The 20720-nt window shown below is 67.3% G+C and carries 19 protein-coding genes; 5 read left to right on the top strand and 14 right to left on the bottom strand.

Going from position 1 to position 20720, the window contains the following annotated elements:
- Positions 1-49: 49 nt before the first annotated feature.
- From moaC to U1707_RS02115, 4 genes are all read right to left on the bottom strand, one after another.
- Positions 50-517 (bottom strand): cyclic pyranopterin monophosphate synthase MoaC, encoded by a 468-nt coding sequence (gene moaC / locus U1707_RS02130; protein WP_332798494.1) that lies wholly within the window; start codon positions 515-517, stop codon positions 50-52.
- Entirely contained in the window at positions 514-1305 is a 792-nt protein-coding gene (gene trpC / locus U1707_RS02125) for an indole-3-glycerol phosphate synthase TrpC (protein ID WP_332798493.1), read from the bottom strand. The genes moaC and trpC overlap by 4 nt, the downstream gene beginning before the upstream one ends.
- Positions 1306-2298 (bottom strand): anthranilate phosphoribosyltransferase, encoded by a 993-nt coding sequence (trpD, locus tag U1707_RS02120; protein ID WP_332798492.1) that lies wholly within the window; start codon positions 2296-2298, stop codon positions 1306-1308.
- 157 nt (positions 2299-2455) lie between these two features.
- Positions 2456-3052 carry an anthranilate synthase component II gene (locus tag U1707_RS02115; protein ID WP_332799032.1) on the bottom strand — a complete coding sequence of 199 codons (597 nt, stop codon included), beginning with the start codon at positions 3050-3052 and terminating at the stop codon, positions 2456-2458.
- Between the two features lie 212 nt (positions 3053-3264).
- Between U1707_RS02115 and U1707_RS02110 the strand changes: the two genes are divergently transcribed.
- The gene (locus U1707_RS02110) at positions 3265-3669 is read left to right on the top strand and encodes a hypothetical protein (RefSeq protein WP_332798491.1); all 405 of its coding nucleotides are present in this window, start codon (positions 3265-3267) and stop codon (positions 3667-3669) included.
- A gap of 185 nt (positions 3670-3854) precedes the next feature.
- On the opposite strand, the gene U1707_RS02105 is transcribed toward U1707_RS02110, so the two are convergent.
- On the bottom strand, positions 3855-5345 hold the full coding sequence (locus tag U1707_RS02105; protein WP_332798490.1) for an anthranilate synthase component I family protein: 1491 nt from the start codon (positions 5343-5345) through the stop codon (positions 3855-3857).
- Between the two features lie 4 nt (positions 5346-5349).
- The gene (locus U1707_RS02100) at positions 5350-7305 is read right to left on the bottom strand and encodes a peptidylprolyl isomerase (protein WP_332798489.1); all 1956 of its coding nucleotides are present in this window, start codon (positions 7303-7305) and stop codon (positions 5350-5352) included.
- 153 nt (positions 7306-7458) lie between these two features.
- On the opposite strand from U1707_RS02100, the gene tpiA reads away from it, so the two are divergent.
- Entirely contained in the window at positions 7459-8202 is a 744-nt protein-coding gene (gene tpiA, locus U1707_RS02095; RefSeq protein WP_443025634.1) for a triose-phosphate isomerase, read from the top strand.
- 123 nt (positions 8203-8325) lie between these two features.
- Complete coding sequence (locus tag U1707_RS02090; protein WP_332798488.1) at positions 8326-9024, top strand: hypothetical protein; 699 nt, start codon at positions 8326-8328, stop codon at positions 9022-9024.
- 132 nt (positions 9025-9156) lie between these two features.
- Here U1707_RS02090 and U1707_RS02085 read toward each other — a convergent pair whose 3' ends face one another.
- Positions 9157-10539: a leucyl aminopeptidase family protein gene (locus U1707_RS02085; protein WP_332798487.1), complete on the bottom strand. Its 1383-nt coding sequence runs from the start codon at positions 10537-10539 to the stop codon at positions 9157-9159.
- Positions 10536-11927, bottom strand: coding sequence for a serine hydrolase domain-containing protein (locus tag U1707_RS02080; protein WP_332798486.1), 1392 nt, complete (start codon positions 11925-11927; stop codon positions 10536-10538). The genes U1707_RS02085 and U1707_RS02080 overlap by 4 nt, the downstream gene beginning before the upstream one ends.
- A gap of 162 nt (positions 11928-12089) precedes the next feature.
- On the opposite strand from U1707_RS02080, the gene U1707_RS02075 reads away from it, so the two are divergent.
- Positions 12090-12236, top strand: a complete 147-nt coding sequence (locus U1707_RS02075; RefSeq protein WP_128452849.1) for a lmo0937 family membrane protein — start codon at positions 12090-12092, stop codon at positions 12234-12236.
- A 94-nt stretch (positions 12237-12330) separates the two neighbouring features.
- On the opposite strand, the gene rimO is transcribed toward U1707_RS02075, so the two are convergent.
- Entirely contained in the window at positions 12331-13683 is a 1353-nt protein-coding gene (gene rimO, locus U1707_RS02070; RefSeq protein ID WP_332798485.1) for a 30S ribosomal protein S12 methylthiotransferase RimO, read from the bottom strand.
- 94 nt (positions 13684-13777) lie between these two features.
- On the opposite strand from rimO, the gene U1707_RS02065 reads away from it, so the two are divergent.
- On the top strand, positions 13778-14914 hold the full coding sequence (locus tag U1707_RS02065) for an anhydro-N-acetylmuramic acid kinase (RefSeq protein WP_332798484.1): 1137 nt from the start codon (positions 13778-13780) through the stop codon (positions 14912-14914).
- Between the two features lie 306 nt (positions 14915-15220).
- On the opposite strand, the gene U1707_RS02060 is transcribed toward U1707_RS02065, so the two are convergent.
- The 5 genes from U1707_RS02060 to U1707_RS02040 all read right to left on the bottom strand — a co-directional run bounded on the left by U1707_RS02060 (position 15221) and on the right by U1707_RS02040 (position 20652).
- Positions 15221-15541: a hypothetical protein gene (locus tag U1707_RS02060; RefSeq protein WP_332798483.1), complete on the bottom strand. Its 321-nt coding sequence runs from the start codon at positions 15539-15541 to the stop codon at positions 15221-15223.
- A 77-nt stretch (positions 15542-15618) separates the two neighbouring features.
- Positions 15619-16797 carry a vWA domain-containing protein gene (locus U1707_RS02055; RefSeq protein ID WP_332798482.1) on the bottom strand — a complete coding sequence of 393 codons (1179 nt, stop codon included), beginning with the start codon at positions 16795-16797 and terminating at the stop codon, positions 15619-15621.
- A gap of 165 nt (positions 16798-16962) precedes the next feature.
- Entirely contained in the window at positions 16963-18858 is a 1896-nt protein-coding gene (locus U1707_RS02050; RefSeq protein ID WP_332798481.1) for a CocE/NonD family hydrolase, read from the bottom strand.
- Positions 18859-19067: 209 nt separating this feature from the next.
- Complete coding sequence (locus U1707_RS02045) at positions 19068-19631, bottom strand: CHAP domain-containing protein (protein ID WP_332798480.1); 564 nt, start codon at positions 19629-19631, stop codon at positions 19068-19070.
- 166 nt (positions 19632-19797) lie between these two features.
- On the bottom strand, positions 19798-20652 hold the full coding sequence (locus U1707_RS02040) for an AAA family ATPase (RefSeq protein ID WP_332798479.1): 855 nt from the start codon (positions 20650-20652) through the stop codon (positions 19798-19800).
- Between the last annotated feature and the right edge of the window lie 68 nt (positions 20653-20720).

Genomic DNA, 20720 nt, shown 5'->3' with positions numbered 1-20720 from the left:
CGCCGCCTTTGGCGTCTTTCCCTCTCCCCTTTGGGGAGAGGGTTCCTTGTCAGGCAGTCCAGTTGCCCGATTTGCCGCCGCTCTTTGCGCGGACGCGGATGTCGCTGAGGACCATCGTCTTGTCGATCGCTTTGGCCATGTCGTAGATCGTGAGGAGCGTTACGGTGGCTGCGGTCAGGGCCTCCATCTCGACGCCGGTCTTGCCTTCGGTCGAGGCGGTGGCGGTGGCGGTTACGCCGGTTTCGTCCACGATCAGGTCGATCTCGACCTTCGTGAGCGGGAGCGGGTGGCAGAGCGGGATCAGGTCGCTGGTGCGCTTGGCGGCCATGATGCCGGCGACGCGCGCGACGGCGAGGACGTCGCCCTTTTTCGCGGTGCCGGCGCCGATCGCGGCGGCAGCTTCGGCGGACATGGTGATGCGGCCGGAGGCGACGGCTTCGCGGGCGGTTACCGCCTTGCCGCCGACGTCGACCATTCTTGCCGCGCCGGCTTCGTCGATGTGCGTGAGGCCGGTCATCCGACCCCCACTTCGCCGACCAGCGCTCGGGTGGCGGCTTCGACGTCGGCCTGGCGCATGAGCGCTTCGCCGATCAGGAAGCAGTGGATGTCGTGTTCGGCCATCGCGTCGAGTTCGGCGCGCGTCGTCAGGCCGCTTTCGGCGACGAAGGTGCAGTCCTTGGGCGCCTTGCCGACGAGATCGTAGGTGCGCTGGAAATCGACCGAGAAGTCGCGCAGGTCGCGGTTGTTGACGCCGATCAGGCGCGACTTGAGCCTCAGCGCGCGCTCCATCTCGTGCGCGTCGTGGACCTCGACCAGCACGTCCATGCCGCATTCAAGCGCAGAGGCTTCGATCTCGGCCATCTGGATGTCGTCGAGTGCTGCGACTATGATGAGGATGCAGTCGGCACCGATCGCGCGCGCCTCGGTCGACTGCCACGGGTCGACCATGAAATCCTTGCGCAGCACGGGAATCGAGACGGCGTCGCGGGCGGCGGTCAGATAGGCGTCGGAGCCCTGAAACCATTTTTCGTCGGTCAGCACCGACAGGCAGGCGGCGCCGCCGGCTTCGTAGGCGCGGGCGTGGGCGACCGGGTCGAAATCGGCGCGGATCAGGCCTTTCGAGGGGCTGGCTTTCTTGACCTCGGCGACCAGCGCGTAGCCGGCCTTTGCGTCTAGCGCGGCGCGGAAGCCGCGAGGCTTCGACATGCGGGCGATGCCGGCGTCGATATCGGCGAGCGACGTCGTCGCCTTGCGCGCGGCGACTTCGGCGCGCTTGGTCTCGAGGATACGGTCGAGCATGGTCATTTAATAAGCGATCCAGCGGGCGAGCAGCGCGTCGGCGCTGCCGGTGTCGAGCGCGGCGGCGGCTTGCGCGGCGCCTTCGACGAGAGTGGGGACGGTGCCGGCGACCATCAAGGCGGCGGCGGCGTTGAGCAGGACGGCGTCGCGGTAGGCACCGGCCTCGCCCTTGAGCAGGCGGCGGAGCGCGTCGGCGTTGTGGTGCGCGTCGCCGCCGCGGATGTCGGTGATCGCGTGGCGGGTGAGGCCGGCGTCTTCGGGGGTGACCGTGGCGGGAAGCGTGACGGTGCCGACCGAGGCGACGATGCTGCGGCCGGCGCCCGACAGTTCGTCGAGGCCCTCTTCGCCCGAGACGACGAGCGCGGCTTGGGTGCCGAGATGTTCGAGCGCGTCGGCGTAGAGCGACACATAGCCGGGGCGGGCGATGCCGATGAGCTGGCGGGCGGTGCCGGCCGGGTTGGCGAGCGGGCCCATCAGGTTGAAGATCGTGCGCTTGGCTATTCGTTGGCGGATCGGGGTGATGCGCTTCATCGCCGGGTGATGGTTGGCGGCGAAGAGGAAGGCGATGCCGATCTCGTTCAGGCTCGCCTCCGCTGTAGCGCCGGCGCGGTCCATGTCGAGGCCGAGCACTTCGAGCGTGTCGGCGGCGCCGGCCTTACTGGAGGCGGCGCGGTTGCCGTGCTTGGCGACGGGCACGCCGCAGGCTGCCACGACGAGGGCGACGGCGGTCGAGACGTTCAAGGTGTGGTGGCCGTCGCCGCCGGTGCCGCAGACGTCGATCGCGCCGGCGGGGGCGTCGATTGGGATCATCCGGTTGCGCAGCGCGCGGGCGGCTTCGGCGATCTCGATGCTGGTTTCGCCGCGGCTCGCTAGGTCGGTGAGGAAGGTGGCGATCGCGTCGTCGCTGGCGCGGGCGTCGAGTATGTCGGCGAACGCTTCTCGGGCGGATTCGCGGGAGAGGGGTGAGCTGGGGTCGGGCAGGAGCGTCGTGGTGCTCATCGTACCACCGTCATGTTTTTCGTCATGCCGGGCCCTTCGGCTGCGCTCAGGAGAACCCCGTTCCGGCATCCACCGTTGCGCGTGTTCAACGGCCGGCGAGCGTGCGGGACCGTGGACCCCGGAACTAGTCCGGGGTGACGGGGGGTAGAGGTCGCGCTCATATCTCCAGGCCCTCGCGTGCCTTCACGGGGATGCCAGCCATCTTCAGGAAGTTCGCGAGCATGGCGTGGCCGTGCTCGGTGGCGATGCTCTCCGGGTGGAACTGGACGCCGTGGATCGGCAGCGTAGCGTGGCGGAAGCCCATGACCGTGCCGTCCTGCGCGGTCGCGTTGACGACCAGCGTGTCGGGGACCGCGTTGACGATCAGCGAGTGGTAGCGGGTGGCGATGAACGGCGAGGGGAGCCCGGCGTACAGCCCGGTGTCGTCGTGGAGGACGGGCGAGGTCTTGCCGTGCATGAGGCCACCGCGCTCGACCTTGCCGCCGAAATGCTGGCCGATCGCCTGGTGGCCGAGGCATACGCCGAGCAGCGGTTTGCCGACGTCCGCGCATGCCGCGACGAGATCGAGGCTCACGCCCGCCTCGGTCGGCGTGCAGGGGCCGGGGGAGATGAGGAACGCGTCCGCGCCCGACGACAGAGCCTGCCCGGCGGAGATCGCGTCGTTGCGGACGACTTCGACCTCGACACCCAGTTCCATCAGATAATGGACGAGGTTCCAGGTGAAGCTGTCGTAATTGTCGACGACGAGGATCATGGCGTCGCCATAGCCGATGCGCAGGCTCATGCAACGTGTCCTGCATGTCCGGGCGCACCGCCGCGACGATGCTGCGACGGCCTGCCGCAATTTCGCCGTGCGACGGTCGCGGATTGCCGGGGGGCTTCCTATATCGGGGGAGCCGGACGGTGTTCATTCAGTGCGGAGCAATGCCGCGTGACGGACGTTACCGGTCCAAAGGAGCTTAACCGATGTTTCGTACTGTCGTCCTCGCCGCGCTGATCGCGCTTCCCGGCATGGCGTATGCCCAGGACGCGCAGGTCGACACGCCGCCCCAGCGCATTCGCAGCGTCACGCTGACCGGCGACCAGAAATGCCCCAAGTCGAGCGGTGGCGAGATCGTCGTCTGCTCGACGCTCGACCAGCCGTACCGCATCCCGAAGTCGTTGCGCGACGACAAGCCGGTGGCGGCGCAGAACCAGAGTTGGGTGAACCGGGCGGCGACGATGGACCAGGTCGGGCGGGTCGCTGGTGGGTTGCCGGACACGTGCTCCGCGGTGGGGACGGGTGGCCAGTCGGGCTGCTTCCTCTCGCGCAACCAGGCGTATGCGGCGGAACGTCGCGCTCCCGCGAGCGAGACGAATACGACGCCTTAAGCTTTCGTAAGTCGGACCGCTCCAAGCCTGAAAAGCAACCACCCCGGCGAAGGCCGGGGCCCAATTGGGGAACGGGAATAATGAAGGTCGCGGGCGATTACCGCGACCTTTCCATTTGGGCCCCGGCCTTCGCCGGGGTGGTATAACCGCTGGTTGTGGCGGGTTTCCTGCTAATACACTGACATTTACTGACCGAAACCCGGTGCCTTCGCTCGGCTGACAGCTTCGCGCGCAGCCGCGAGGATAGCGCCCGCCTTCGCCTCGCACTCGCGCTGTTCGTATTCGGGGATGCTGTCGGCGACGATGCCGGCACCCGCCTGGACGTGGATCGTGCCGTCCTTCACCACCGCGGTTCGGAGCACGATGCAGGAGTCCATCGAGCCGTCGGGGGAGAAATAGCCGACGCCGCCGGCGTAGGCGCCGCGGCGTTCGGGCTCCAGTTCGGCGATGATCTGGCAGGCGCGTACTTTTGGCGCGCCGCTGACCGTGCCGGCGGGGAAGCCCGCGAATAGTGCGTCGAGCGCGTCCTTGTCGGGGGACAGCGTGCCGACGACGTTCGAGACGATGTGCATGACGTGGCTGTAGAACTCCACGCCGTAGCTGTCCGTGACGCGCACCGAGCCCGGCGACGCGGCGCGGCCGACGTCGTTGCGGCCGAGATCCAGCAACATCAGATGTTCCGCGCGCTCCTTCGGGTCGGCGAGCAGGCCGATCCGGTTCGCCTCGTCCTCGGCGGCGCTCTTGCCGCGTGGGCGCGTGCCGGCGATCGGGCGGATCGTCACCTGGTCGTCGCGGACGCGGACGAGGATTTCGGGGCTCGATCCGATCAGCGCGAAGCCGGGCAGGTCGAGATGATAGAGGAACGGCGACGGGTTGATCCGGCGTAGCGAGCGGTAGAGTTCGAACGGCGGCAGCGCGAACGGCGTGCTGAAACGCTGGGCGAGCACCACCTGGAAGACGTCGCCGGCGAGGATGTAATCCTTCGCGGTGGCGACCATCTCGCCGTAGCGACCCTCGGGCAGCGCGGGCGTGTAGACGGGTTCGGCGACGTCGGCGCGGACCGGTGCGGGGACGGGGGTGCTGGCGAGCTTGGCGGCGACGGCGTCGAGGCGCTCTTCCGCCTCGGCAACGATCGCGTCGGGATCGCGTGCGGGATCGGGCCAGGCCGGCGCGACGAGATACAGCGCGTCGGCGAGCCGGTCGAACACGAGCACGACGGTCGGTCGTACGAAGATCATGTCGGGCAGGCCGAGCGGATCGGCCGCCGGTTGCGGCAAATCCTCGACCAGTCCGATCGTCTCGTAGCCGAAATACCCCACGAGGCAGGCGAGTGCGCGCGGCAGTTCGGCGGGCACCTCCGCGCGACATTCCGCGACCAGCGCGCGCAACGCGTCGAGCGTCGGCACGGGGCACGGCGCGAACGTGTCGCGATCGGTCGCCCAGTGCCGATTGATCTCGGCGCGGTGACCCTGTGCGCGGAACAGCAGGTCCGGCGCGAGGCCGATGAGGCTGTGGCGGCCACGGATCGCGCCGCCCTCGACCGATTCGAGCAAAAAGTCGCCACGCCCCGGCTCGATCAACTTCAGCGCGGCGGCGACCGGCGTCTCGGTGTCGGCGACCTGACGACGCCAGACGAGCGCGGGGCGTCCGTCGGCCAGTGCTTCACGCGCGCTCATGCGATCAGTTCCCCGTGCCGCCCTGGCCGAGCAGGTCGGCACGGACACGGGCGATGGCGGCCGCATCGGTCTTCACGCCGACATCGGCACGGACCGCCTTGGCGAACTGCTCGACATATTCGCGACCGACCGAGCGGCCGATATTGGCGCGCGCGGCCTTGATCGCGGCGTCGTTGCCGGTCGCGTTGCCGCTGGCGATACTGTCGAGCTTGATGACGAACCAGCCGCTGTCGTCGGGGGCGGCGAGCGTCTTGGCGGTGTTGGGCGCCATGCTGAACATCAGTGCGAGGGCCGGCGGCGCACCGCGCGGATCGGCGGCGATCTGCGCACGCGAAGCGGTCAGCGGCCGTGCGGCGGGGATCGGCAGCTTGGTCTGCGCCAGCGACTGCTGGATCGGCATGCCCTTGTTGATCCGTGCGAGCACGTCCGCGGCAACCTTGCGCGCCGCCTGACGCGACCGATCGGCGGTGACGTCGCGCAGCACGGCGGCACGCACCTGCGCCAGCGGGCGCGGCATCGCGGGCACCACGCGACCGAGCGCGACGACGCCGAAGCCGCCATCGGTGCCGAGCTGGACGAGCTGTGGGCCATCGCCCTCGGCGGCCTGGAACGCGGCAGCGACGAGCGGCGTGATCGCGGCGTTCGGCTGGCTCGCGGGATCGTCGGGGTTCGCACCGCTCGCGATCAGCGCGGGGGTGGTGACCGGCTTGAGCTTCTGGTCGGCGATCACCTCGTCGAACGTGGCGTTCTTCGACAGCGAGTCGTCGATCTTGTCGTGGATATCGGACAGCGCCTGCGCCGCCTTCTGGATGCCGAGTGCGGCGGCGATCTCGCCACGGACCTGATCGAGCGAGCGCGCCGCGACCTTTTCGATCTTGTCGACCTTGGCGACGGTCCAGCCGAGCGGGGTGCGGACCGGGCCGATCACGGCGCCGTTGGCGGCGGCGAACACCGCATCGGCGACCTGCGGCGAGCTGGTGCCGGCATAGGCGGCCTTCTCGACCGCGGCCTGGGTCGAGGCTTCGAGCCCGGCGGCGCGTGCGGCGTCGGCAAGGCTCGTGCCACCCTTTACCTTGGCGGCGATCGCGGTGGCGCCGGCCTGATCGGCGACGACGACCTGCGTGATCGTCCGCTTCTCGGTGGCGGCGTAGCGGGCGCTATCCTGCTGATAGGTCTTGGCGATCTCGGCGTCGGTGGGGACGGCCTGCGCCTTCACCTGCTCTGGAGCGATGACCGCGTAGCGGACCACGCGGCGCTCGGGCACGGTGTAGCGTGCGATGTTACGCTTGTAGAAGGTCGCGAGGTCGGCATCGCTCGGTGCCGGCCCTGCGGGCACCACTGCGGTCGGGATGAAGCCGATCGTGCCGGTGCGCTTCTCGAGCAGCAGCGAGGCGTAGGGAAGCGCCAGCTGGCTGGAAACCTGGGTCGCGCCGTTGCTGGGGAGCGTGAGCTGTTGCGCGAACGTGTCGCGGACGATGTCGCTGCGGATCTGCGCGTCGGTCAGCTTGCGCTGCGCGAGGACCTGGCGGTACAGATTCTCGTCGAACTTGCCGGTCGGGCCTTGCAGCGCGGGAATGCTGGCGATCTGGCCGTCGACCGCGCGCTTGCTGACGACCATGCCCTGCGCACGACCGAACTGCTCGAGCGCCATGCTGGACATGATCCGGTCGAGCGTGCCGTCGAGTCCGCCCTGGTTGATGAAGGTCGCCATGTCGAGCGTCGGCTGTTCCTGCCGGAACCCTTCGAGCTGGGTCTGCGCCTGCGTCTTGAGTTCGTTCGCGGTGACCTCGCCCTTGCCGACCTTCGCGACGTCGCCGCCGGTTATGCCTGCGCCGCCGGTCATCGAGCTGAGCCCGGTGATGTCGCCCGCCGCGAAGGCGAGCGCGATCACGCCGAGCACGATGAACGTGATGACCACGCCGACCTTCGAATGGGTAAGGCGGCGGAAGAAAGCGAGCATGGACAACCAATCGACAGGAATGGGAACCCGGTTGCTTTACGGGGGCGAGGGCGGCTCTTCAAGTCGGGGGCTTACACGGTCGTGTCGACCCGTGCGGGGTTGTGCGGGGCGGGGGCGGCGCTATCGCTGGGCAAAATTCTCGGGGAGACAGTGATGCGGCGCAAGCTGGTAGCAGGAAACTGGAAGATGAACGGGTCGCGGGCGATGCTCGTCGAACTCGACACGATTGCGGCGGCGGCGAAGGCCGCACCGGGGGTCGACGTGTCGGTGGCGGTGCCGTTCACGCTGATCGCGGCGGCGGCGGAGCGGGTACCCGGCCTCGCGATCGGCGCGGAGGACGTGCATGAGGCGGACTCGGGCGCGCATACCGGGTGCGTGTCGGCAGCGATGGTGAAGGAAGTCGGCGCGTCGTTCACGATCGTCGGCCATTCCGAGCGGCGTGCGGACCAGCACGAGACGAGCCACGATGCGTGGGCGAAGGCGGCGGCGGCGCGGCGGCAGGGGCTGCACGTCATCCTGTGCTGCGGCGAGACCGAAGCCGAGCGCGACGCGGACCGCGCCGAGCGCGTGGTGCAGGCGCAGATCGAGAAGTCGGTGCCGGACAATGCGGACGGCAGCTGGTTCACGCTGGCGTACGAGCCGCGCTGGGCGATCGGCACGGGCCGGACGCCGACGCTGGACGAGATCGCGGCAATTCACGCGATCGCGCGCGCGAAGCTGCGGATGCTGATCGGCGATGCCGCGGCGGGCGTGCGGATCCTGTACGGCGGCTCGGTGACGGGCGCGAACGCGGCGGCGATCCTGGCGACGCAGAACGTCGATGGCGCGCTGGTCGGCGGTGCCAGCCTGACCGCGGACAAGTTCGTGCCGATCATCAAGGCGGCCGCTACCCTTTGAGGTCCTGGAATACTTGCGTTGGACAGCGTTAAGTACCGATAAACGCTATAGTCTCATGATCAATGGGCGATTCGGCGATCTGATCGTTGGTCGGCGTGATGCGGCTTCCAGGCGAGGGTTTATATGGCCAGATGGTTTCCCGGAGGCGTTGGCGCCTCGATCGCGATCTGCGCGGCGGTGTCTGCGATCCCTGCCCGCGCGGAGACGCCGCGCGAGTTGCTGACCCAGGCCGGGTTCGTAGATCGCGATCGGGGCGTGGCACTGGCGCGGATCGACAAGGCGGCGGCAGTTGCGGGACAGGCGCTGAGCCGGTCGCCGAACGATCAGGAGGCCGCGATCATGCAGGCGATGGCGAACGGGTATCGCGCGAAGCTGCTCGGCAACCGGTCGCAGGCGATCGCCGCACGGAAGCAATATGAGGCGCTGGTCGCCCGGTATCCGCGCAATGCCGAGGCGCAGGCGGCACTGGGCGCGTGGCATGTCGGGGTAATCGCCAAGTTAGGGCGGTTCGTCGGGCGTGCGGTGGCGGGCGCGCAGAAGGCGACCGGGTTCGAAGCCTTGGATCGGTCGGTGGCGCTGGGTGGGAACCGCGCGATGTTCGCAGGGCTGGCGGGGCTGTTGCGGCTGGAGCTGGACCCGAACGATGCGCGGGGCCGCGCGCTGGTCGAGACGGCGAGCAGGGCGCCGACGCCGACCGCGATCGACGGGTATGTCCGGAAAGCGGCGATGGCGGTGCTGGTGCCGCTAAGGGCGGGCGATGCGAACAAGACGAAGGCGCTGGCGGACAAATTGCTGCCGTTCGGGCAGTTTGCGGCGGGGTAATGTCGCCTGAACGCCGTGATGCCTCGTCTGAGCTGCATCAAACATTAGCATGTTTCCCCGCGGAGGCGGGGGCCCAGGATCTCACAGGCTAGCGTTTGTAACCCTGGGCCCCCGCCTCCGCGGGGGAACAGCCTAGCGGTACCGCTTTGCCAACATCGCGAACGTAGCGCGGAGAGCGTAAGCTTCACCGCCCTTCGGCCGACCCGGCTTCGCGGATGGCCGCCAGGCGAACACGTCGAGATGCGCCCATGCCGTATCCTTCGGCACGAACCGCCGGAGGAATAGCGCGGCGGTGATCGCGCCGGCAAACCCGCCATCGGGGGCGTTGACCATGTCCGCGACGTCGGACTTCAGCATCTCGTCATAGCCGTTCCAGAGTGGCAGGCGCCACATCTGGTCGTTCTGCTCCAAGCCTGCCGCGATCAGATCGGCCGCGAGCATCTCGTCGTCGGTGAACATCGGCGGCAGGTCGGGGCCGAGCGCGACGCGGGCGGCCCCCGTCAGCGTGGCGAAGTCCAGGATCAGTTCGGGGCTGTCCTCGCCCGCCTTGGTCAGCGCATCGCCTAGCACGAGGCGGCCTTCGGCGTCGGTGTTGGTGTTCTCGACGGTCAGGCCCTTGCGAGTCGCGAGCACGTCGCCGGGGCGGAAGGCATTGCCGGCGATCGCATTCTCCACCGCGGGGATCAGCAGATGGAGGCGGACGGGGAGCTTCGCCGCCATCACGAGGCTGGCCAGCGCGAGCGCGTGCGCGGCGCCGCCCATGTCCTTCTTCATCAGCCGCATGCCGGCGGACGGCTTGATATCGAGCCCGCCGGTATCGAAGGTGACGCCCTTGCCGACCAGCGCGATACGGGGGTGCGAGGGATCGCCCCATTCGAGTTCGATCAGCCGCGGCGCGCGGTCCTTGCTCGCGGCCTGGCCGACCGCGTGGATCATCGGGTAGCCGGTCACGAGCGCATCGCCCCGGGTCGTCGTGACGGTCGCGCCGTGGCGCCTGGCGAGCATCTCGGCGGCGGCTTCGAGGTCGGCCGGCCCCATGTCGGAGGCGCCGGTGTTGACTAGGTCTCGGACGAGAGCGGTGGCTTCGGCGAGGCGGATCGTCTCGTCCATATGCGCGGCGTCTTCGGTCAGCAGCACGCGAGGGCCGATTGCGTCGGGCTTCACGTACCGCGTGAACTGGTGCTGGGCGAGCATCCAGCCGAGCCCTGCCGCGCCGACCGGGCCTTCCGCGAGGCGGTACGTGCCCTCGGGCAAGGACGCGCCGAGCGAGGCGATCCGCCACGGCGACGTCACCGGCTCGTTGCAGACCAGCAGCATCGACCAGTCGTCGGCGGTGTCGCCGGGAAGGACGGCGCGGTCGCCGGGCTTGCCGGTCAGGCGGTGCGCGGCGACCGTCGTGCGGATGCGCTGCGACTGTTTGGCGAGCCAGCCTTCGTACGCGTCGGGGTGGACGACATGGATCGTCCGTGCGGGCTGGCCACGGTCGGGTTGCAGCATCGAAGCGAAGTCGGTCATTGTGCGGGCGCCACCAGGAGTTGTTCGTACCGGCCGCCCGCGCCGGGCTCGGCATAGGTGCTGAGCGAGAGCGTGCGGTCGGGATAGGTGATGCGGTAGGTGCGGTTGACGAAGCCGCCGCGCAAGCGGGTCTTGCCGGTTTGTGCGAATGCGGTGGAGTTGCCGAGGGCGCCCAGGCTGGTCTTGTAGTCGGCGAGTGCGACCGGCTTGAAGTAATAGTTGGCGTCTTCGGTCAGGCCTTTCCGGTCGATCGTGCCGGTGCGGAGCTGGTCGTAGACCGTGCGCGCTCGGGCGAGTCCGGCGGTATCTTCGGCATTGGCAGGTGCGGGCGGCAGGACGATCTTGGCGACGCCGGCGGCAATGCGGCCCGTTGCGTCGCTGAACCAGCTGTTGGTCAGGACGACGATCGCCGCCTTGTCGTCGGGATAGACGGTGTTTTCGGACAGGAAGCCGACCGCTTCGCCGCTGTGCTCGACATAGCGGCGGCCGTCCGCGCTGCCGGTGAAGACGCCGAGGCCGTAGCCGTTGCTCGACCCGTCCGCGAGTTTGACGGGGGTTTCCTGTGCGGCCCAGTCGTCGGCGGGGAGGGTGGTGCGGTTGAGGCGGGCGACGTCCCATTTGGCGAGGTCCTCCGCGCTCATCGAGAGTTCGCCGGCGGCGTAGAGCCAGCCGTCTGCGCTCGGCGTTTCGGGGCGGACCGGGCCAAGTGCAAAGCGGCCATAGCCTTGCGGGAAGGCCTTGCCGATCGCCTTGTCCTGGTCGAGCGCGCGGATATCGAGCGGCTTGAAGATGCGTTGCTGGAGGAAGCTCAGCAGCGGTTGCCGTGCAACCTTCTCGACGATCAGGCCGGCGACGACATAGCCAGTGTTGGAATATTGCCACTGGGTGCTCGGCTGAAAATCGAGCGGCTTCTTCGCCCAGCGATCGACGATCTGCTGCGGGGTGACGGGATGCGCCATCGCGGCGAAGCTGTAGTCCTGCGGCCAATAGTCCTGCAGGCCCGAGGTGTGGCTGAGCAGCTGGCGGATCGTGATGCGGTCGCCGTCGGTGATGCCGGGGATGTATTTCGCGACGGTGTCGTCGAGGCTGAGCTTGCCCTCGTCCTCCAGCAACAGGATCGCGGCAGCGGTGAACTGCTTCGAGATAGAGGCGATCTGGTACGGGAGTTTCGGGTCGGCGACGGCGATCGCTTCGGAGGGTTTGCCGTATGCCTTTGCGAACACGATCTTGCCGCCGCGGACGACTGCGATCGAGGCGGACGGCACGCCGGTATCGCCGAGCGCGCCGGTGACCAGCGTGTCGATCTGCGCGGTTTCGGCGGGGGTGAGCGATTGCGCGAGGGCGGGGGCCGGCAGGAGCGCGGCGACGGCGAGAAGGCGTATCAGCATGGCTATATCGAAGCAGAACCGGATGACGCGCGCAACGCCGAGATTTTAATTTCGGGGTAGTTGAACGGGTTAGGCTAGGGCAGAAATGTTGACGGAACAGGCGGGGTGACGAGGCCGTTTCACCCGGTGCCGGGAGGCCGATACTCTCAAGGGGACCGAATAATGTTGTACACCATCGCCGTCATCCTGCTGATCCTGTGGCTGGCGGGGTTCGCCTTCCACGTTGCAGGTGGGCTGATCCATATCCTGCTGGTGATCGCGGTCATCGTCGTGCTGGTGAAGCTGTTCACTGGGCGCAGCGTCGTCTGAATCTTGTTCTCCTGCGAACGCAGGAGTCCAGGGTTACGGGCGGTATCGCTTGGTATCCTGGGCTCCCGCTTTCGCGGGAGAACAGTGAGAGGGGTTAGGCGGGGACGCCGTAAAGGTCGTGGTCGTCGGCGTCTTCGATCGTGACCGGCACGATGTCGCCGACCGTCAGGTGACCGGCGTCGCGGAGGAAGACCTCTCCGTCGATCTCGGGGGCATCCGCCTGCGAGCGGCCGGTTGCACCTTCCTCGTCGACAGCATCGATGATGACATCGAGCGTACGGCCGATCTTGGCCTGCAACTTGGCCGCCGAGATCGCCGCGGTCTTTTCCATGATGCGGGCGTAGCGCTCTTCCTTGAGCTCTTCGGGCACGTGATCGGGGAGCAGGTTCGCCGCGGCCCCTTCGACCGGTTCGAAGCGGAACGCGCCGACACGGTCGAGTTGCGCCTCGTCGAGCCAGTCGAGCAGATACTGGAAATCCTCCTCGGTCTCGCCCGGGAAGCCTACGACGAAGGTCGAGCGGATCGTGATGTCGGGCGCGATCGTCCGCCAGTTATGGATGCGCTGGAGCACTTTCGCGTCGTTGCCGGGGCGCTTCATCCGGCGCAGCACCGACGGTGCGGCGTGCTGGAACGGGATGTCGAGATACGGCAGCACGAGGCCTTCCGCCATCAGCGGGATGACGTGGTCGACGTGCGGGTACGGGTAGACGTAGTGCAGGCGGACCCACGGTGCGATCTTGCCGAGTTCGCGCGAGAGGTCGGTCATGTGCGCGCGGACTTCGCGGGCCTCGTTCCGCGACATCGGGCCGCCGGTCTTTACCGGCCAACTGGCGTGGCGCAGGTCGACGCCGTACGCCGAGGTGTCCTGGCTGATGACCAGCAGTTCCTTGGTGCCGGCCTCGACCAGCTTCTCCGCCTCGCGGAGGATCGCGTCGGGGCGGCGGCTGACGAGGTCTCCGCGCAAGCTCGGGATGATGCAGAACGAGCAGCGGTGGTTGCAACCCTCCGAGATCTTCAGATAGCTGTAGTGGCGCGGGGTCAGCTTCAGGCCGGCGTCGGGGATCAGGTTGAGGAACGCCGAGGGCGGCATCGGCGCGGCCTCGTGGACCGCGCCGACGACCTGCTCGTATTCGTGCGCGCCGGTGATCGCGAGCACCTGTGGGAAGCGCGCGCGGATCGCGTCGGCTTCCTTGCCCATGCAGCCGGTGACGATGACGCGGCCGTTCTCGGCGATCGCCTCGCCGATCGCTTCGAGGCTTTCCTCCTTGGCGGAATCGAGGAAGCCGCAGGTGTTGACCAGCACGATGTCGGCGCCGGCATAATCCGGAGACATCTGATAGCCGTCACCGCGCAGCTGCGTGAGGATCCGCTCGCTGTCGACGAGGTTCTTCGGACAGCCGAGCGAGACCATGCCGATCTTGGGCGGGGAGGGGAGTAATGTTGCCATGGAAGACGCGCACATAGGCGCAAAGTTCGGTTTTTTCTAGGCGGTGGAAAATGCATCCGGCATGGGTGGCACGATTGCGCGGAAAGGAACCGATATGCTGGCGATTGGACTGATGTCGGGTACGTCGCTCGACGGGATCGATGCCGCGTTGATCGAGACTGACGGCGAGGCGTTCGTGCGGCCGATCGCGTTTCGCGGCGAGCCGTATTCGGATGCGGCACGGGCGCAGTTGGCGGAAGCCACGCGGATGGCGCTGACGTTCGACAAGCCGCGCGCGAGCCCGCCGGTGGTTGCTGCGGGCGAGCTGATCACGCGCGCGCATGTGTTTGCAGTGCACAAGTTGCTGGCGGATGCGGGCGTCGCGGCGGCGGATGTCGACGTGATCGGCTTTCACGGCCAGACGATCGCGCATCGGCCGGATCGGCGCTGGACGTGGCAGATCGGCGACGGGGCGGCGGTCGCGCGGGCGACCGGGATCACGACGGTGTCGGATTTTCGCTCGGCCGATGTGGCGGCTGGTGGGCAGGGGGCGCCGTTGCTGCCGGTGTATCATGCGGCGTTGGCGGCGGGTCTCGAGGGGCCGGTCGCGGTGTTGAACCTTGGTGGGGTGGGGAACATCACTTTCATTCCGGGCGGGCGGGACATGCATGATTCGCGCGAGATGTCGCCGGAGCGGATGTCCGATCGCGGTGGTCTGGTGGCGTTCGATACCGGGCCGGCGAATGGATTGATCGATAGTTGGGTCGAAGCGGAGACCGGCGCCCGGTATGATGCCGGGGGGGCGTTGGCGGCGTCTGGTCGCGTGGACGAAACCGTGCTGATGGCGATGCTCGATCATCCGTTTTTCGATGCGGCTCCGCCCAAGTCGCTCGATCGGAACGATTTTACGATCCAGCCGGCTCGGGGGCTTTCGGCTGCGGACGGCGCGGCAACTTTGACCGCGTTCACGGCGGCGACCGTGGCGGAGGCTTTGCGGCATTTGCCGGCTCGACCGGTGCGGTTGCTAGTGGCGGGGGGTGGTCGGCATAATCCGACGATGCTGGCGATGATCGCCGAGCGGACCGGGTTGGTGGTAGAGCCTACCGATGTGCTTGGGTGGAACGGCGATGCGCTGGAGGCCGAGGGGTTCGCGTATATGGCGGTGCGGACGCTGAAGGGGTTGGCGATTAGTTTTCCGGGGACGACTGGGGTTCCGGTAGCGATGGTTGGTGGGGTTGTGGACCGGGTATGAGGGGGACGGGCTGACGCTGTTAACGCCTACGAAAGCGTGTTCTCCCGCGAAGGCGGGAGCCCAGACTGGGCTCCCGCCTTCGCGGGAGAACAAGAGTGCGGTTGGGCGGTTTGCGTCGCTGCCACCCGCTTCGCACCCTATCACACGCCAACGCTCAAGTTCTACCATCCCGGCGGTGGCCGGAGCTCAGTTGAGAGGAGTTGCCAACTTAGGCTGCGCTTCACCACTCCGACCTTTCCAACTGGGCCCCGGCCTTCGCCGGGGTGGAACAGGAGGTTGGGGCGGGAAGCTTCGCCGTGGCTCGTATCAGTGCGACTTCTTCGCCTTGGCCGGCTTCTTCGGCTCGGGCTTTGCTGGCGTCTTCGGCTCGGACGCATCCTTCGCGCGCAGCGCGGGTGCTGCGATCGCTGCGGCGATGCCTGCGATCACCGTCGCACCGACCGCGATCGCGGTCTTCGGGTGCGACTTCACGGCGTCGGTCGCGGTTGCCAGCCCGGCCTTGGCCGCGTCGGTCGCGTCCTCGACCCAGTCGCTCGTCGCCGACGTCTTCTTGTCGGGCTTGGGCTTGTGGTCGTCGTCGTGATGGACCTTGGCGTGCGGCATGGCGGAGTTGGGGATCGACGACATAGGGCTTGTCCTTTGGTAAGGGATGATGCGCGATAAACCGATCGTGTCCGTGACGGTTCCGTTACAGATCCACGCGCCTACCGTTTCCGGGTCAGTTCCCGCATCGCGTCGTCGAGCCCGGCGAGGCTCAGCGGGTACATCCGGTCGGTCATCAGTTCGCGGATGATCCGCACCGACTGCGAGTATCCCCATTGCGCCTCGGGCACCGGGTTCAGCCACGCCGCCGCCGGGTAAGTATTCGTCAGCCGCTGCATCCAGACCGCGCCAGGCTCCTCGTTGAAATGCTCGACCGAGCCGCCGGGGTGGGTGATCTCGTATGGGCTCATCGACGCGTCGCCGACGAAGATCAGCTTGTAGTCGTGGCCGTATTTGTGGAGCACGTCCCACATCGGGGTGCGCTCGGCAAAGCGCCGCGTGTTGTCCTTCCAGACGCCTTCGTACGGGCAATTGTGGAAGTAGAAGAATTCGAGGTTCTTGAACTCGGTCGTCGCGGCCGAGAACAGCTCCTCGCAGAGCTTGACGAACGGGTCCATCGAGCCGCCGACGTCGAGGAACAGCAGCAGCTTCACCGCATTGCGGCGCTCGGCGCGCATGACGATGTCGAGATAGCCTTGCCGCGCGGTGCCGGCGATCGTGCCGTCGATGTCGAGTTCGTCGGCGGCGCCGTCGCGAGCGAAGCGACGCAGGCGGCGGAGTGCCACCTTGATGTTGCGGGTGCCGAGCTCCTTGGTGTTGTCGAGGTTGCGGAACTCGCGCTGGTCCCAGACCTTCAGTGCGCGCTTGTGCGTGCTCTCGCCGCCGATGCGGACGCCTTCGGGGTTGTAGCCGCCGTTACCATACGGGCTCGTGCCGCCGGTGCCGACCCATTTGTTGCCACCCTGATGGCGTTCCTTCTGCTCTTCGAGACGTTTCTTGAGCGTCTCCATGATCTCGTCCCACGAGCCGAGCGACTTGATCGCCGCCATCTCCTCGGGGGTCAGGAATTTCTCCGCGACGGCCTTGAGCCAGTCCTCGGGGACTTCGCCTTCAGGTGTTCCGTAGCTGGTGGCGAGGCCGCGGAAGACCTTGGCGAAGACCTGGTCGAACTTGTCGAGCAGCCCCTCGTCCTTCACGTACACCGCGCGGGAGAGGTAGTAGAAATCCTCCGGCGTCCGCTCGATCACCTCGGCGTCGAGTGCTTCGAGCAGAATGAGGTGCTCTTTCAGGCTGGCGGGGATGCCGGCGCTGCGGAGTTCGTCGAGGAAGTTCAGGAACATGGGGTTACTCCGAAGCCACTGTCATGCCGGGCCCTTCGGCTACGCTCAGGAGAGCCTCGTTCCGGCATCCACGGTTCCGCGCGCTTGATAGTCGTGAGCTTGCGGCACGGTGGACCCCGGAACAAGTCCGGGGTGACGGAGTGGTTTGGGTTGGTGACATGGGTCTTAGCGGGCGATCGGCAGTTCGATCGCGCTGGGTCGCGCGGCCGAGTGGAAGACGCTGATCGTGGCCTTGCGGTAGTCGGCGGGCTTCGCGTCGAAGATGTTGGGGACGTAGGTCTGCGGGTTGCGGTCGTAGAGCGGGAACCAGCTCGACTGGACCTGCACCATGATGCGGTGGCCGGGGAGGAAGACGTGGCTCGCGTTGGGCAGGACGACGCGGAAATGCGTGGGCTGGCCGGCGACGATCGGCGTGGGCTTGTCGAAGCCATCGCGGTAGCGGCCGCGCAGGATGTCCATCGATACCGCCAATTGGTAGCCGCCCATCTCGGGCTTGTCGGAATATTCGGCGGGGTAGACGTCGATCAGCTTCACCACGAAATCGCCGTCGGTGCCGGTGGTGCTGGCGATCAGGTCGGCAACCGGCGCGCCGGCGATCGCGACCGGGCTGGTGAGCGGCGGCGTCTGGTAGGTCAGGACGTCGGTGCGATCGGAAAAGGGGCGCTGGTCGTCGACCAGCCATTGCCGCCACGTCGAGCCGGTCGCGTAGGTCGGGCGGATCGGGCGAAGGCGATAGGGGATCGGCTTGGCGGGATCGGAGATATAGTCGTCGTGGCCGTCGCTCGCCGGGGCGGTGGCGCCGAGGCCGTTGGCGGGCTGGAAGTAGAGTTTCTGCGTGGCGGTCGAGTTCGGCCAGCCGGCAAGCGTCTGCCACTGGTTCGTGCCGGTCTGGAACGCGGTGACGGGGGCGAGCGCGGGCGGTGTCGCGCCGGTCTTAAGCGCGCCGTCGAGGAACGGGAGCAGGACGTTCTTGCGGAACCAGAGCGCGGTGTCGGCGTCGAAGCGGATCGCGCCGAGGGTCGAGCCGTCGCCGTTCGCGCCGCCATGCGCCCAGGGGCCGAGCGCGAGGTGGTTGACGTGGTTGGGGTCGACCTTCGACACCGCCTCGTAGGCCGCGACTGCGCCGTAGATGTCCTCCTGGTCCCATTGGCTGGCGACCCAGAGCGTCTGCACCGTCTGCGGTTGCTTCGGGAGGATCGTCTCCAGCGCCTGACCCTGCCAGAACGCGTCGTAGCTCGGGTGGTCGTGGAGGCGGTTGACGAACGGGAGCTGTTCGAGCCCGCGGCTCTTCACGAACGCGCTGGCGGAACCGGCGCGCAGGAACGTGTCGTAATCGTCGTACGCGTCGCGCCACAGGTCGCCGGCCTCGCCCTTCGCCGCGTCCTGCGTGTAGTAATAATCGTAGCCGATCTGGCGAAAGGCGCCGCCGTGGAAATCGTCGTCGCCCTTCCAGGTGTTGATGACCGGGTTCATCGGCACCGCGGCCTTCAGCGCGGGATGCGGGTTCACCAGCGCCATCGCGGCCATCATGCCGTCGTAGCTGCCACCGATGATGCCGACGCGCCCGTTGCTGTTCTTGAGGTTCTTCACCAGCCAGTCGATCGTGTCGTAGGCGTCGGTGGAGTGATCGACCTTGGTCTTGTTGAGCGGGCCGATCAGCGGACGTTCGTTGATATAGGCGCCGTTCGAGCCGTTCTTGCCGCGGACGTCCTCGAACACACGGATATAGCCGGCGTCGAAGAACATCGCGTCGGACGCGCGCAGGTTCATCGCGCCGCTGGAGCTGGAGGATCGGCTGGCGGCGCTCTCGGCATTGTAGGGGGTGCGCTGGAGCAGGATCGGCGCGTCGGTGAGGCCCTTGCGCTGGACGATGACGGCGTGGAGCGTGACGCCGTCGCGCATCGGGATGTCGACCTCGCGGCGGTCGAAGTCGAAGCTGGCGTTGGCGGGGGAGAACTTGGCGGGAATGTCGCCGCCGGGCTGGGGCGCCTTTTCCTTCTGCGCAAGTGCGGACGTGGTGAGCAGGGCCAGCGTGATGGTCGTGAGAGCCTTGAACCGCATCGTTATCCTCGCCGTGTTTCGCGGGACGGTGGTGGCACGGTTTGGAGGGTAGCGGCAATCCGTTCCCGCCGTCATCCTGACGAAAGTCGGGATCCAGGGTTACGGGCGGCGCACTCTATGGCTCTGGATCCTGACTTTCGTCAGGATGACGGTGGTGGTCAGGATGACGGCGGTGGCCAGGATGACGGAGTGGGAGTGAGTGTGCGGGTTTACCGCGCGATCGGCTTGCCGCTTACGGGGACGTAGGCGTCGATCAGTGCGCCGACGTAATCGGGGTTGCGGCTGGTGAGTCCCGCCGCGGCATGCGCGTGGCCGTAGATGAAGCCGTATACCGGGTAGATCCCGCCGCCGAGGCCGTCGACGTCCTTGTACCAGACCTTCACGTCGCTCCAGTCGTTGTTGCGCGAGACGTCGAACAGCGTGACGTCCTGTTCGGCATGGCCGCGCTCGCCGTTCTGGCGCGACCAGTTGGCGTGGGTGAGCATGACGACGCGCTTCTCGACGACCCGGCTGACGACCGCGACATGGCCCATCGGCAGGCGCGCGGTCTTGGCGAAGACGATGACCGCGCCTTCCTTGGGCTTGTGCGTCCGCTCGTACTTGCCGTCGGCCTGCTCCCACCAGGTCCAGGCGTTGCCGTAGATCTGGATGCCGGACGCGGCCCGCGCGAAGGGCACGCACTGGCCGACATAGTCGAGCAGCGATGCCTGTGCGCCGACGGCGGCGAACGCGGCGGTGGCGATTGCGAAGAGCGTTCGGGTGAGTCGCTTCATGCTACCGACCTACCGACCATCGCGTGACTGGTCGGTTGCCGGCTGTGGTTAATGGCGGGGTCCGCCGTGATTTTCGGTCGGGTCGGCGCTATCCAGGCTCTGGACTCGAGTAATGCGCCGGTCGGCTACGCTTTCGTTGCCGACCGGTGCTGCGATCCTGTTGGGATCAGACGCTATTCTTTTGCCGTTTTGCCATGAAGGCTAGGCGTTCGAACAGCATGACGTCCTGCTCGTTCTTCAGCAGCGCGCCGTGGAGCGGCGGGATCGCCTTGGTCGGATCGCGGTTCTGCAACACGTCGAGCGGCATGTCCTCGTGCAGCAGCAGCTTGAGCCAGTCGAGCAGCTCTGACGTCGAGGGCTTCTTCTTCAGGCCCGGCACGTCGCGGACGTCGTAGAACAGGTCCATCGCCTTCGACACGAGGATCTTCTGGATACCGGGGAAGTGGACGTCGACGATCGCCTGCATGGTCTGGCGGTCGGGGAACTTGATGTAGTGGAAGAAACAGCGGCGCAGGAACGCGTCGGGCAGTTCCTTCTCGTTGTTGCTGGTGATGATGACGATCGGGCGCTCGACCGCGCGGACGGTTTCCTTGGTCTCGTAGACGTGGAATTCCATCCTATCGAGTTCCTGCAACAGGTCGTTGGGAAACTCGATATCGGCCTTGTCGATCTCGTCGATCAGCAGGACGGGCGGGGCGGGCTGGGTGAACGCCTCCCACAATTTACCCTTGCGGATATAGTTGCCGATGTCGTGGACGCGTGCGTCGCCGAGCTGGCCGTCGCGCAGGCGGGCGACCGCGTCGTATTCGTACAGGCCCTGCTGCGCCTTGGTGGTCGACTTAATGTTCCACTCGATCAGCGGCGCACCGAGGGCTTTAGCGATCTCGTAGGCGAGCACGGTCTTGCCGGTGCCGGGCTCGCCCTTGATCAGCAGCGGACGGCGCAGCGTGACGGCGGCGTTGACCGCGACCTTAAGATCGTCGGTCGCGACGTAGCTCTGGGTGCCCTCGAAGCGCTTCATGCGATATCCCGTCCCGTTTTTCTGAATACCGGGTATGGATAGAGGGTGTCGGGCGGTCGACGCAAGCG

Source organism: Sphingomonas sandaracina (assembly GCF_036663695.1).
Classification (GTDB): Bacteria; Pseudomonadota; Alphaproteobacteria; order Sphingomonadales; family Sphingomonadaceae; genus Sphingomonas.
This window is presented reverse-complemented; position numbering and strand designations above follow the sequence as displayed.